This is a genomic window from Candidatus Endowatersipora endosymbiont of Watersipora subatra, from assembly GCF_964026585.1.
GTDB lineage: Bacteria > Pseudomonadota > Alphaproteobacteria > Rhizobiales > Rhizobiaceae > Pseudahrensia.
Map to the genome: position 1 here is coordinate 728,812 of NZ_OZ032160.1, position 14,312 is coordinate 743,123.

The following is a 14,312-nucleotide window of genomic DNA, read 5'->3' on the forward strand; positions in this document are numbered from 1 at the left end:
TAAATTACCAGAGCTGATAAGAAATGACAGAAGGAGAATTTTTATTTTCTTTTCCAAAAGTTAGAAAAGCTCCAGAAAAATCGTTAGATAAGAATTTTTCCAGGCCCATCAGATATGAATTAAGCGTTAGAGAAGGAGCAATCGACGAATGGTCCGATCCTTTCCAATGAGTAATAACAAAGATGCCATTTCAGGACCTGAATCCTGACCGGTAATAGCCTGTCTTAACGGCATAAACAAAGATCTACCCTTACGCCCTGTTCTAATTTTTAGTAGATCTGTCCATCGCTTCCACACATAGGAATCCCACACTTCATCTGATAAGAGAAAGGCAGAAAACTTTAAAAACTCGATTTCATCATTAGAAAATATTCTAGGGATAAAGTTGCCATTAACGACGTCACGCCACTGAATCACATCAGAAAATATTTTCAGATTAGGGCGCACACTATTCCAAAAGGATTCACCAAGGTCAGAATGTGAAGCTACCAAACGGGAACGTACATCAGCGTAACTCAGACGACTTAAGATTTTTTGACTTAGTTTACCTAAGTCAAAAATGTCCAATTTGGCATCAGAGCAAGAAATCTTTTGGGGATCAAATACATCAGATAATTGGGAAAGATTTTCGTAAACGTGAACCGATTGACTAGTGCCAATCAAACAAGCAAGAGAAGAAACAGCCATGGGCTCATATCCATTTTTTCTTAAAGTTTGAATTGACAACGCTCCCTTGCGTTTAGAAAATCCCTCCCCTGAAGAATCTACTAACAGATTATGGTGTCCGAATGCCGGTATATTCGCATCAAGTACGTTAAATAAGGCAATCTGAGCTGCTGTATTGGTAACATGATCACGACCACGAATGATATGTGTTAACCCCATATCAATGTCGTCAACGACAGATGGCAAAGTATAAAGATACGTTCCATCACATCTAACCAATATAGGATCAGAAATAGAGGCTAAATCAATACGTTGAGGACCTCTTATCAGGTCATTCCAGTAAATTTCAGTCCGTTTAGGTTCAAACGGAGATACCTCAAAATTAGGCAAAAGAAACCGCCAATGTGATTCTTTCCCTTGCGCCAATAAATTAGCATGATCTTCATTTGAGATCTTCAGGGAAGAACGATCATAAATGGGCGGCAATCCTCTCGCTATCAGGCGATTACGAAGGCACTCAATTTCATCAGGCGATTCGTAGCAAGCGTAAAGCCAGCCATGAGACTTCAATCGATCTATAACTCCATCATAAACAGAAACTCTTTCAGATTGTTTTTCAATAGAGTCTGGAATGATCCCAAGCCATTGTAAATCTTCAAGAATGCTCTCCGAAAATTCATGAGTAGAACGAACCTTATCCGTATCGTCAAGGCGCAAGATAAAGCGACCCTTATATTTTTTGGCAAAAAACCAATTATAGAGAGCAGTACGAATATTCCCAATATGTAGTTTACCTGTTGGAGAAGGTGCAAATCGAACAACGGGGTTAATCTGAATTTTCATAACATGAATCTTTTATTAAAGTAGAAATAAGCAAACTCAACGATGACACAATATGATCAATTATTTCTATTCTGTTTGTTTTAGCTGATTCGATGTATTTTGATGTGAATATTGATATCCATCGAAGATCCCCCCCCAAAATAGCTGTTCATAAAAATATGAAGTTCTTTTCTGCAGAACTGGATCACTTGATCCTATCTGATTCAGCGAATGAGTCGACTCATTCCAGACTGAACTCTAAAATTGATGAAATCAAGAATTCAATAGGGAGACAACATATAACATATATTGGCATTTTTAGATTTTCTGATTTTTAAAGAAACTTGATTCATTTGAATTATTCAAATAATCGTTAAAATTGTGTCATTCTTTATTGATCATAAGTCTCAATTGAAGAAATCATCTTTAGTTTCAAGGCAAGGTGGCGAAGCGTTTATTATTCTTAATGTATATTGACGGTCGTATGATTGTTATCTTACAGAGATTCAATGAGAGAATAAGTTTTCTTCAAGAATAGAAACTCATATCGCAGATATGAAAGAATAGAATTGACTATAAAAAAAGAAAAAGAAAATGATTATATAGCCTCTAATATCGAGGTACTTGAAGGTCTCGAACCTGTTCGGCGGAGACCTGGTATGTATATTGGTGGTACTGACTCAAAAGCGATGCATCATCTATTTGCAGAAGTAATAGATAATTCAATGGATGAGGCAATTGCTGGATACGCAAGCTGGATTCAAGTAGATTTAGAGGTCGATGGATACCTGACTGTTTCTGATAACGGTCGAGGCATTCCTGTTGATATTCACCCAAAATTCAAAAATAAATCTGCTTTGGAAGTTATTATGACAACACTTCATGCTGGGGGAAAATTTGATCGAAAAGCCTATGAGACATCAGGGGGGTTGCATGGTGTAGGAATATCCGTTGTTAATGCTTTATCTTCTAGTTTGATCGTAGAAGTTGCTCGTGATCGCAAACTGTATCGGCAGACATTTTCTCGTGGATTGGCCACATCGAGTGTTGAAACTATTGGTGAAATAAAGAATCGTCGCGGCACCAGAATACGCTTTTTACCTGACACTGATATATTCGGTGCATCCGCTAAATTTGAGCCATTGTTACTTTATGAGATGGCACGATCGAAAGCTTATCTTTTTGGTGGAGTTGAAGTTCGTTGGTCCTGCGATTCTCAGCTTCTAACGTCTAAAAATAGGATTTTAGAAAAGGATCTATTCCATTTTCCAGCTGGTCTAAAGGACTATCTGATCGCAAGAATAGGCAAATGCAACCAGATTATAGGAGAACCGTTTTCAGGATCGACAAAAAAGAAACGCGGTCATGGTTATGTTGAATGGGCAATTACCTGGTTTGATGATGATGGTTTTGTTAAGTCATATTGCAATACAGTACCCACTAGACACGGTGGAACTCATGAATCTGGTCTTCGTTCAACATTAACGCGATGTTTAAAGAATTACTCTGAAATTATTGGTAATAAGAAGGGTTCTCTTATTACCACTGATGATGTAATGATTTCCGCAGCGGCTATGTTATCAGTATTCATTTCTGAGCCAGAATTTACTGGTCAAACAAAAGACAAATTAGCGACAGTTGAAGCACAGCGTATTGTTGATACAGCAATTCGAAATGCCTTCGATCATTGGCTTGCCGCTTCGCCGAATCAGGCCTCTAAGCTTCTTGAATGGATAATCAGCCACGCTAAAGATCGCTTGCGTCGTCGTCAAGATAAAGAAAATTCTCGAAAAAAGGCCTTACGAAAAGTCCGATTGCCAGGAAAATTGGCGGACTGTGCTAAAAGTGCCAAAGGGGGAACTGAAATTTTCATTGTTGAAGGCGATTCTGCGGGTGGTTCAGCTAAACAGGCCAGAGATCGAAAAAATCAAGCTATTTTGCCCTTACGCGGGAAAATCTTGAATGTAGCTTCTGCGTCTCACGAGAAATTGAGGAAGAACGAACAAATTTCTGAACTGATACAAGCACTCGGCTGCGGTACTCGAACACAATTTTCAATTCATGATTTGCGCTATGATCGTGTTATCATCATGACTGATGCCGATGTTGATGGTGCCCATATCGCTTCGTTGCTGATTACCTTTTTCTATCAAGAAATGCCTGAAATTATTACCTCAGGTAGACTCTATCTTGCAGTTCCTCCACTCTATAAACTAACCCAGTTAGGGAAAACCCTTTATGCCCGTGATGATAGCCATAAAGAGGAGTTACTGGTCAATGAGTTTAATAGGAACAAGAGAATCGAAATTAGGCGCTTTAAAGGACTAGGAGAAATGATGCCGTACCAGCTGAAAGAAACAACAATGGATCCTTTGAAGCGAAAGATTTTGCGTGTTTCTATCAATCACCAAGAACTAACAAAACAATCGATTGATCAGTTAATGGGAAACAAACCAGGACTTAGGTTTCGATTCATTCAGAAAAATGCAGAATTTGCTAATGATGCACTATTGGATGTTTAGCTTTCTTCAAGATTGCAAGAAGAACACAATAACGATAAGGATAACGAGTGATAATTAGTAATAATTCTTGGATAAGAATGGATTGATGGAGTAAAGGATAATCGAGTGCTTTTGATTCTTGAGATTGATCTTGAAGACATAAGAATAAACTCAATCTCGAGTTGAATCCTAAGAATCTGAAAATCACTTCATTCCTCCTTATACTCAAGTATACTAAAATGGATATCGGATAGCAAATCATTCTGATAAGTAAAAAAGATAAACGATTTAATAGTGATGAATTCCTAATGCAGGAGCTATTGTTGTCCGTAGAAACAGTTGAACGAATAAAATTCCCAAGAGCAATATGATTGGAGAAATATCGATAGTACCCAGATGAGGTATGAGCCGTCGGAGGGGAATTAATAAAGGTTCGGTTGCATCATGCAAAAAGCGTTTAATTAACCGGACGGACTGGTTGTTAGGATTGAGAACATTGAAAACATATAGCCAAGTTATGATGACCGACCCGACAACAATCCACCAATAAAGATCCAAAATGTAATGAAGAATCGAAAATATTGCTATCATAATTAGACTTCCAAGTTCACTTTTTAGGCTTTAAACTCCAACTCCTAACTCAATAGATGATCTCATAACTCTTAACTAAAAGAATGGTGCATAAAGGAGTGGTGTAAGTACTATCGCAAATATAGCCATGAGCAAAATATACATTTCTAAATCCTTTTCGTTATTCTTTTATCAAAAAGAACTGTAAAATTAATCACTGTCGAGACTTATATTGAAGTCAGTTCAATTCTGCAAATACTATTAAGCTTCAGCTATTAGATTTCAAAATCGAAAATAACAAAGCCATGAAAAAATATATGATCGTAAGTTTTTATAATTTTTTTACTCTCCACAACCCCTCATATATGCAACATCTCCTTATCAAACAATGCGAGAAACATGATGTTGTCGGTACTATACTACTTGCTCCTGAGGGAATTAACGGAACGATTTCTGGGTATCCGTACAGTGTTCGTAGTGTTTTAAAGTATCTTGAGGTTATCCTTAAGGAAACTCCTTTCGATATCAAAATATCTTGGAATAGTACCCCTCCTTTTCACCGAATAAAAGTGCGGCTCAAGAAAGAAATTATCACACTTGGTATTCCTAATATTGATGTTGCGAATCAAAGAGGAAATTACGTAGATCCTAAATATTGGAATAATTTTCTTCAAGATTCAGATGTGTTCCTCGTGGACACGCGAAATGCTTATGAAGTAGCTATTGGAACATTTAAAGGAGCCCTCAATCCTAATACTAGAAGCTTTCGAGAATTTCCTGAATGGGTGGATAAGAAATTCGATGCCAATAAAGATAGTAAGATTGCCCTGTTCTGTACAGGCGGAATACGCTGTGAAAAGTCAATCGCCTTTCTAAAATCTAGAGGATATAGTAACCTTTTTTATCTTAAGGGCGGTATTTTGAAATATTTAGAAGATGTTCCAAAGAGTGAAAGTCTCTGGAAAGGTGAATGTTTTGTTTTCGATCAACGAGTATCAGTTGATGATCACTTGAATCGCGGTAGTTATGAGATGTGTTACTCTTGTAAGATGCCTTTAAGAAAACAAGAACAACTCCATAAAGATTACAAAATCGGAATTTCCTGTCCACATTGTATTCAAACTCTGGATGAAAAAAAGGGAAGGATTAAACATATTGCAGTTAATCTTGAGTTAGCGAAAGCAAAAAAGAAGAGAAGTTCTAACAATCAATGTTGTTTGGATATTGGTAAACGACTCTGAATCTATCAGCTAATTCACTAACCTTATTCACAAAATATGAAAGAAAGATTCGATCTCAAAAACTCAATCAATCGTTAACTAAGTATAGAAATACATCTTAGGAGATCTCCATCAGAGAAAAGAGAGTTTTCACTATCTTCTTTATCCATCTTCTTCAAATAAAGATACTATTTACTATTCAACGGCATTGATGAGTAGAGATCTTGATTTTAGTATCAAGATTCAGTTCGAATCGCTGATAAAAAGTAGATTGAGCCAAAAACGAATTGGCAAATTTAAAAGAGGCCATTTTATGGAAAAAGCAGATAATCCCTCAGATTTATCAAAAGGTGTGACCAAAAAGTTTTTTATCAAAACGTGGGGATGTCAAATGAATGTCTACGATTCAACTCGCATGCATGATGTATTAGAGTCTAATGGATATATGAGAACTGATCAGATAGAAGAAGCTGATCTCGTCTTGCTTAATACTTGTCATATCCGTGAGAAAGCAGCAGAAAAAGTTTATTCTAGTCTTGGCCGAATCAGAAAATTAAAGAGGAATCGTGCTGATAGTAACCGCCCTCTAACTATTGGTGTTACAGGTTGCGTTGCCCAAGCAGAAGGCAAGGAGATTATTCGTCGGGAAAGTGCCGTTGATCTAGTGGTGGGTCCTCAAAATTACCACTGTTTGCCCGATATAGTGGAACGTTCTAGAAAACATGGTCCACAGATTGATACAGAATATTCTGTTGAGGAGAAATTTGAGCGTCTGCCTCTGCTAGCCAGTCATAACCAGTTTAAAAGGAGAAGTATAACTGCATTTTTAACTGTACAGGAGGGATGCGATAAGTTTTGTACCTTCTGTGTTGTTCCCTATACTCGCGGCCCAGAATTCTCTCGCCCTAGAAATCAGATCTTAGAGGAAGCGTCAGCACTCGTGGATGTTGGAGTGAAAGAAATTACTTTGCTGGGTCAAAATGTCAACGCTTGGCATGGAAAAGATGCTAATGGGGGGGAGATCGGTTTAGGTGGATTACTGAATGAACTTGCGATGATAAAAGGTATCAGACGCTTACGGTATGTGACGAGTCATCCTCTTGATATGGATAAGAGTTTGATCAATGCTCATCGTGATTTGGAAAGTCTTATGCCTTATCTGCATCTGCCGATACAGTCTGGCTCAAACCGTATATTAAAAGCTATGAATCGCAAGCATACGGTACAAGATTATCTTTCAATTGTAGATCAATTACGTATTGCTCGCCCTGATCTTGTACTCTCCAGTGATTTTATCGTTGGTTTTCCTGGTGAGACAGATCGTGATTTTCAGGATACACTCGAAATAGTCCAGCAGATTTGTTACTCTCAAGCCTTTTCTTTTAAATATTCAAGACGACCTGGAACACCTGGTTCAGATATGGAGAATCAGGTTGATGAGGGAGTCAAATCCGAAAGACTTGAAAGGTTACAGTCGTTACTGAAAAAACAACAGTTATCATTTAACACAGACTGCATTGGTAAAGTAATTGATATTCTTCTAGAAAAATCAGGTCGTGATGCTAATCAGCTGATCGGTAAGTCACCATGGCTTCAGTCAGTCATTGTAGATTCAAAAATAGGTTCTATTGGTGATTTGATTTCAGTCAAGGTAACGGGCGCAACTCTCAATAGTCTCCATGCTGAATTATCTTAATATTTTTCTACGAATTCTATTGACTAGAAGAAAAATAAATCATCTTATTTTACGATCGCTAGCGAATGAGAGAGTCGAATATTGAATCTTAATCATTCGGAGGAAGTGTTCTTAATGTTAGCTTTCAAAGGAATACGTGTTAACGATTCTAATTGTAACAAAACATGCAAATTGCTTTTATTGTTTGTTAGATCTGACAAGGTATAACTATCAATGACAGAAAAATTCACTAAGTGCTTGAGATAAGGCTTGATTAAGACCACAGTTGCTTACTAGAGGACAGATAGTTTTACCTATTTCAAAACACTCGGCAAGAGAAAAATTATCTTCCGTTAAACGAATGATTTAACCAAGTCCTATTCGATCAGAAGGCCGAGTCAGACGGATTCCACCGTTACGGCCACGAATTCCTTCAAGAAGATGAGCCTTTGTAAGAACCTGAAGGATTTTCAATAAAAATTTCTCAGATAAGTTATAGAAATTTGCAATAGCACTTACTTGAATAAGAGCATCACCATCAGTCGCATCACAATACATCATCATTCGGATTGCATAATCTGTTTGCTTTGTAAGTCGCATAGCTGGTTTTCAACTTTCGAAGGAATTCGGAATTGAAATATAAACAGTTGTACTGATAGTTCAATTTTAACTAATGAGAAAAAAGAAAGTCATTCAACCTCATTAACCGTCAACATGAAGAAATTTTCTTAACATTTTAAGATCTTCCTTATCCTCTTCATTCTCCATATTATGCCGTTACTGATTTTGGGTCAAGCTTAACAGCTGACAAGAATCACATGTTAAAATCTATTTTAGAAAAATTGCACTTTTAGATCATATGATGAGAGGAGGAGCTCCTTTCCTTTTAATCCAATGATTATCTAATCATTGGATTATATTACGTACTCAATCATTTGAAAGGTATAAAAATGAAACCAATCATAAGCAGCACCATCGAAACTCAAAAAAACTGGCAACAATCTCAAAGTATTGAAGAAATGAAAACAACTTATGGATTTTTTCAGGTTTCTGAAACAGAGAAACAAGTTCACATTAATTCAGTGTTTCATTCGGTTGCGCAAAAATATGATCTCATGAATGATCTCATGTCACTAGGTATTCATCGTATCTGGAAAAAAATCATGGTCAATCGAACGGCCCCTTCCAAAGGTTTTGAGTGGCAATCGTTGGATGTAGCAGGGGGAACAGGTGATATTGCTTTTCAGATTGTTGAAGATTCTAATCTTAAGGCCAGAGTTATCGTTCTTGATATTAACAGTTCTATGCTGGAAGTAGGCAAGAAAAGGGCTAAGAAAAATGGGCTAGATGGTCATGTTCATTTTGTTCAAGCTAATGCAGAAGAACTCCCATTTCTTGATAATACGTTTGATGCCTATACAGTTGCTTTTGGAATTAGAAATATTCCAAGGATTGATTTAGCTCTAAAGGAAGCTTATCGTGTTCTAAAGCCAGGAAGACAATTTTTGTGTCTCGAATTTTCGCAAGTTCAGGCTCCTATCCTAGATAAAATTTACGAAAGTTGGTCCTTTTGTATCATTCCAGCTATTGCCTATTTGACCATGTCAAACAAAGACTCATATCAATATTTAATTGAGTCAATTCGTAAATTTCCCGATCAGAACACTTTTTTAGCAGCTATTGAAAACGCTGGATTTTCCCGGGTCATATACAGAAATATGAATTTTGGGATTGCTACCTTATATACAGGTTGGAAAATTTAACCTGATGACTTTCATTAAGGCTTTTTTTTCTTTTATTTTCTTGGGTTATGTGCTTGTCCGTGAAGGAGTTGTTACAGGATTTCTGGATGATCAAGATCAGTCTGATCAGTCTATTTCTATCCGTTTAGTAAAATCTGTTGCTCGTCTAATTGAATGTCAACTATCAAAAGATAAAACTCAATCGGAAAATATTTCGAAAGCCTTGAATCGCCTAGGACCATCTTGGGTTAAGCTTGGACAATTTTTGGCTACGCGTCCGGATATTGTTGGTAAATCCGTTGCTATGAACTTGGAGCTTCTCCAAGATCGTATGGATTCTTTCCCTATTGAAGAAGCAAAAAAAAAGGTAGAATTAACGATCGGAGCTCCGATTCATGAGTTATTTATAGAATTTGGTCCTGCCGAAGCAGCTGCCTCAGTAGCACAAGTCCACAAGGCAAAGATTGAAACCCCCAAAGGCATAAAAACCGTTGCTGTTAAGGTTATTCGACCTGATATTCGGACCAGATTCGCCAAGGATTTGCAACTTTTTTATGTTGCAGCTCATGCAATGGAATATTGGTTTAAGATTGCCAATCGATTGCGGCTAGTACAGGTGATTGATATGTTAGCCATGTCCATAAAGCTTGAGATGGATCTTCGGTTTGAAGCGGCTGCTTTTTCTGAAATGGGAGAAAATATTGAAAATGATAAAGGCTTTCGAGTGCCTTCCGTAAACTGGGATAGAACGGGTCGAGATTGTCTGACGATGGATTGGGTAAAAGGGATCAAATTAACTCGTATGGAGTGCGTACGAGAACAGGGGTTTGATTCTGCAAGGATCGCTAATCGACTAAACCAAAGCTTCCTTTTGCATGCTCTCCGGGATGGTTTTTTTCATGCGGATATGCACCCTGGCAATTTATTTATAGACGAAAATTCAGATGTTGTTGCTGTTGATATGGGGATCACAGGACGACTAAAAAAAGCTGAAAGGAGGTATCTTGCTGAAATTCTTTACGGATTTATAACACGTAATTATAAGCGTGTTGCCGAAGTTCATTTTGAGGCTGGTTATGTATCTGAAAACTATGATATTGAAAATTTTGCACAAGCTATACGGGCAATTGGTGAGCCTATTCACGGACAATCAGCTGAAAAAGTTTCAATAGCTAGACTATTAACCTTACTGTTCGAGGTTACAGAATTATTTGATATGAAGACACAACCGCAACTTTTATTATTACAAAAGACCATGGTTCTTGTCGAAGGGGTAGCAAGAAAATTGGATCCGGAATTTAACATGTGGCAGTCAGCTGCACCGGTTGTTAAAGCCCAATTACAACATATTTTGGGCCCAGTTGGATGTTTAGATGATGCACGTCAGGTGATTTCTGCTGTAGGGCAGTTGGCACAACTAACACCGGATTGGGTGGCTCGTGCTGAAAAAATTTCTTCTGAGATTCACAGAAACGTTGTTGAAGGGGGATGCTTAGATAAAAGAACGATTCATGCCATGAAAAAAAACAGATATGGTCTGTATGATAGATTCACTTTATGGGGTATCTTATTATCTTTGTTATATGCAATTTGGACTTTTGGATGATTGATAATAAGAAAACTAAGTCATCAGACTAAGAATTTAGGTTCTTACTGCATTTCAGAAATGATTGATTTTACAGCAGCACGACGATCATAAGCCAAAATAATAGGGCGACCCACAACAATGTGTGAAGCGCCAGCCTGCAAAGCATCTTTAGGTGTCATAACCCTCTTCTGATCACCATAATCAACACCAGCTGGTCGAATTGCCGGTGTCACAACAGCCATATCAGGGCCAACTATTTCCCTGACGTTCAAGGCCTCACAGGCAGAAGAAACAATGCCATTCATGCCAATATCGCGCGCCTGAATCGCACGTCTTCTAACTAATTGAGAAACATTATAGGCATATCCAGCCTCGATCAGGTCGAGATCATCTAATGAAGTAAGAACCGTAACCCCTAGCAAAGTTAAAGGATGACCTTGAGCCGCTTTAACTGCGGCCTCCATTGCTTTTGGATATGCATGAATAGTAAGCATATGAACCCTTGTCTCAGCAATGCGTTCCACAGCATTTGCTACTGTATTGGGTACATCTAATAATTTAAGATCAAGAAATACTTTCTTATTTTCCGAAATAAGATCTTGTGCTAAATGAAAGCCATTTCGAAAAGCATTAGCATCTCTAGGGGAAGTACAACACAGTTGTTGCCCAATCTTATAGAAGGAAACTAAGTTTCCTAACTCATCAATAATTTCACGAGCCTGTTTAAGGGTTGGAACATCCAAACCAACAATTAACCTATCATCTAAACCCATAGATTTTACTTTTAAGAAATTCTAAAGCTCGATTTGATTTTATCCTGTAAACAGAATTTCGCTCTTTCTATAACAGTTATTAACAGCTTTTGTAGTAAAACGTTGGTCTTATTATTTAATAGTTGACCTTTTTCGTTAAAGGCATTGCTCGCATTTCCTACTGTTAACTGCGGTGTCACTACATCAGCTCCTACGCTTACCAAAATCTCTCTGAGATGAGAAAGGACACGAATACCACCTAAATTGCTCGGTGAACAAGCTGCAAGCCCAAAAGTACAATTTTGATAAGGAGTGATATTATCAAGATCACGGCTTAACCAATCTAGTGCATTTTTGAGCAATGGCGGAAGGGATCCATTATATTCCGGAGTTACTAATATTATTCCTTCATTCTTTTCCATAAAAGAACCAAGCTTCTTAGCACCATCAGGAACTCCTGTTTTCTCTTCAATATTTTGACTAAACAAAGGAAGTTCATAATCAGATAACGATAGAATCGTAGCTTGCCCTCCGTATGTTTGAATCCCTTCAGCGATAAGGCCAGAAAGATGAACATTATAGGATCCATGACGATCTGAACCTGGAATAATGAGTACTCGTGGGATCATAGTTTTTTTACTCTCTTTGATAAGAGGTATCATCCTTCGGATAAGGTATCAAAGAATCCTTTCATGCGAGAGAAGAATCCTGTAGACTCAGGGCTGTTATCAGCTGAACTTTCCTTTTCAAACTCAATTAAAAGATCACGCTGACGCCTTGTCAAGTTTTGTGGTATTTCTATTGCTACCTGAATATACATATCACCTACTTGGCTAGAACGCATAACAGGCATTCCCTTTGAACGCAATCGAAACTGTTTACCATTTTGAGTCCCTTCAGGAATTTTTACGCGTGTTCTACCGCCGCTGATAGTCCCCACTTCAAATTGACCACCTAGCACAGCTGTTGTCATAGAAATAGGAACATGGCAATAGATATCAGAACCATCCCGTTTAAAGAATTGATGAGGTTTGATCGATAGAAATATATAAAGATCACCCTGTGGACCATCACGCATTCCGAATTCACCTTCACCAGACAATCTTATCCTCGTTCCATCATCTACGCCTGATGGAATATTAACTGAAATCGATTTGTTTTCAGTTATTTTACCGTATCCAGAACACTGAGGACAGGGATCCTTGATAACTTCCCCTTGTCCCTGACAAGATGGACATGTTCGCTGAATTGAGAAAAATCCTTGGCTTGCTCTGACCTGACCAACCCCTCCACAAGTTCCGCATTTTGTTGGAAAGGTTCCCCTCTTCGTCCTGCGACCAGAACAAGAACCACATGTTATAGAAGAAGGAATCTCAATTTCAGCTGTTTTTCCTGTAAAGGCTTCCTCCAGAGAAATTTCCATGTTGTATCGTATATCAGCACCACGAGAACGAGCGCTAGAAGATCGGCGTCCTCCCCCCATCATTTCACCAAAAATATCTTCAAATATATCCCCCATCGATCCACCTGAAAAAGGATGATCACTCGTCGCCGATCCAGCATTTTCAAAAGCGGCATGACCAAAACGGTCATAGGCAGCTCTCTTTTGTGGATCTTTCAAAGCTTCGTAAGCTTCACCAATTTCTTTAAATTTGGCTTCCGCTTCCTTATTTCCTGGATTTTTATCAGGGTGATATTTCATAGCCTGTTTACGAAATGCTCTTTTTAACGTCTTTTCATCTGCATCCCGTGAAACGCCTAAAAGGTCATAATAGTCTGTTTTACTCATACATTTATCAGTCCTGAATTTTCTAATTCTGTTGTATGAATCATGATTGCATTAATATTTGTACGACACTGCAATACATATCCATATTCCTTTAACATTAAGATTATTTTTTGACCTTCAAGGTTGAAGGTTTCAACAATCAATAGTTGAGGCCAAAAGTCAGAGGGGGCGTTTGTTAAAAAATTTTTCAATACTTGAAAATCATAACCTTCAATATCAATCTTCATAGCATCAATATAGTGAAAATGATTTTCAACAATAATATTTTGTAATGTATTAATGTTGATCGGGGTACCTTCGCCTTCAAGACAAACACTCATTTCACCACGGTTCTTTTGATCCATAACAAGAGTACCAGTGCCAACTTCAGCAGCAACTCCTGACGAATCAATTAACGCATTGCACCCATTTATCATCAGGTTAAAGATAAGACGATCTCGATTCTTAAAATCAGGTTCAATAGCTAATAGTTGTGTAGATTGACCCAGATTTTGGGCGGCCGCGTATACAAACATGGTGTAGAGTCCCACATTTGCACCAACATCTATAAAAACAAAAGGACGTTCGTACTTACATCTGCATCTATAGTTTGAAAGCGCATCAATCAGTGCTTGGCGCTCTTTAGTGTCCCAGATATGTATACCAGCAAATGCACGTTTTTCGCACCGGTTAGATCCTGGGTAAAGACGGGCCTTGATACCAGCAGAAACTGTTACATCAAGGGGACCGGCCATTCCTGTTCTGTGTCCTAAAAGAGCTATTCTACGAAAAAAGGAAATCATCCACATACCCAGACGTGAATGAGGAGCCAGTGAAGCCAGATTACGGATATATTCACGCCAAAAATTAAGCGAGAAAGTCCCAAAAGGTTTTTCATGAGAGATCTGGATCATCAACGATCATTAAGAATGAATGGAATGAAAATCAACTTCAACCTGCTTTAAGAAAGAGAAGCCCCAACGATGATTCTTTACAAGCGCTAGGGCT

10 protein-coding genes and 2 pseudogenes are annotated in these 14,312 nt (G+C 38.0%); 5 read left to right on the forward strand and 7 right to left on the reverse strand.

The window, feature by feature from the left end; all coding sequences use genetic code 11:
- Positions 1–126 precede the first annotated feature (126 nt).
- Entirely contained in the window at positions 127–1,497 is a 1,371-nt protein-coding gene (gltX, locus tag AAGD37_RS03395; protein WP_341760674.1) for a glutamate--tRNA ligase, read from the reverse strand.
- Positions 1,498–2,081: 584 nt separating this feature from the next.
- Here gltX and parE point away from each other — a divergent pair.
- A pseudogene (gene parE / locus AAGD37_RS03400) lies at positions 2,082–4,010 on the forward strand (DNA topoisomerase IV subunit B); the annotation flags it as partial.
- A 267-nt stretch (positions 4,011–4,277) separates the two neighbouring features.
- Here parE and AAGD37_RS03405 read toward each other — a convergent pair.
- Positions 4,278–4,580, reverse strand: coding sequence for a YggT family protein (locus AAGD37_RS03405; RefSeq protein WP_341760154.1), 303 nt, complete (start codon positions 4,578–4,580; stop codon positions 4,278–4,280).
- Positions 4,581–4,876: 296 nt separating this feature from the next.
- On the opposite strand from AAGD37_RS03405, the gene AAGD37_RS03410 reads away from it, so the two are divergent.
- Positions 4,877–5,800, forward strand: coding sequence for a rhodanese-related sulfurtransferase (locus AAGD37_RS03410; RefSeq protein WP_341760155.1), 924 nt, complete (start codon positions 4,877–4,879; stop codon positions 5,798–5,800).
- A gap of 292 nt (positions 5,801–6,092) precedes the next feature.
- The gene (miaB, locus tag AAGD37_RS03415) at positions 6,093–7,475 is read left to right on the forward strand and encodes a tRNA (N6-isopentenyl adenosine(37)-C2)-methylthiotransferase MiaB (protein WP_341760156.1); all 1,383 of its coding nucleotides are present in this window, start codon (positions 6,093–6,095) and stop codon (positions 7,473–7,475) included.
- A gap of 92 nt (positions 7,476–7,567) precedes the next feature.
- Here miaB and AAGD37_RS03420 read toward each other — a convergent pair.
- Positions 7,568–8,054, reverse strand: a pseudogene (locus AAGD37_RS03420) (Rrf2 family transcriptional regulator).
- Positions 8,055–8,473: 419 nt separating this feature from the next.
- Between AAGD37_RS03420 and ubiE the strand changes: the two are divergent.
- Both ubiE and ubiB read left to right on the forward strand, forming a co-directional pair.
- Positions 8,474–9,217, forward strand: a complete 744-nt coding sequence (gene ubiE, locus AAGD37_RS03425; protein ID WP_341760675.1) for a bifunctional demethylmenaquinone methyltransferase/2-methoxy-6-polyprenyl-1,4-benzoquinol methylase UbiE — start codon at positions 8,474–8,476, stop codon at positions 9,215–9,217.
- A gap of 4 nt (positions 9,218–9,221) precedes the next feature.
- Entirely contained in the window at positions 9,222–10,802 is a 1,581-nt protein-coding gene (gene ubiB, locus AAGD37_RS03430) for a 2-polyprenylphenol 6-hydroxylase (protein ID WP_341760157.1), read from the forward strand.
- 44 nt (positions 10,803–10,846) lie between these two features.
- On the opposite strand, the gene pyrF is transcribed toward ubiB, so the two are convergent.
- The 4 genes from pyrF to AAGD37_RS03450 are packed head-to-tail and all read right to left on the reverse strand — an operon-like array spanning position 10,847 to position 14,218.
- Positions 10,847–11,557, reverse strand: a complete 711-nt coding sequence (gene pyrF, locus AAGD37_RS03435) for an orotidine-5'-phosphate decarboxylase (protein WP_341760158.1) — start codon at positions 11,555–11,557, stop codon at positions 10,847–10,849.
- An 11-nt stretch (positions 11,558–11,568) separates the two neighbouring features.
- Positions 11,569–12,165, reverse strand: a complete 597-nt coding sequence (locus tag AAGD37_RS03440) for an NAD(P)H-dependent oxidoreductase (protein ID WP_341760159.1) — start codon at positions 12,163–12,165, stop codon at positions 11,569–11,571.
- A 29-nt stretch (positions 12,166–12,194) separates the two neighbouring features.
- Entirely contained in the window at positions 12,195–13,325 is a 1,131-nt protein-coding gene (dnaJ, locus tag AAGD37_RS03445) for a molecular chaperone DnaJ (protein WP_341760160.1), read from the reverse strand.
- Positions 13,322–14,218, reverse strand: coding sequence for an FkbM family methyltransferase (locus tag AAGD37_RS03450; protein ID WP_341760161.1), 897 nt, complete (start codon positions 14,216–14,218; stop codon positions 13,322–13,324). The genes dnaJ and AAGD37_RS03450 overlap by 4 nt, the downstream gene beginning before the upstream one ends.
- Between the last annotated feature and the right edge of the window lie 94 nt (positions 14,219–14,312).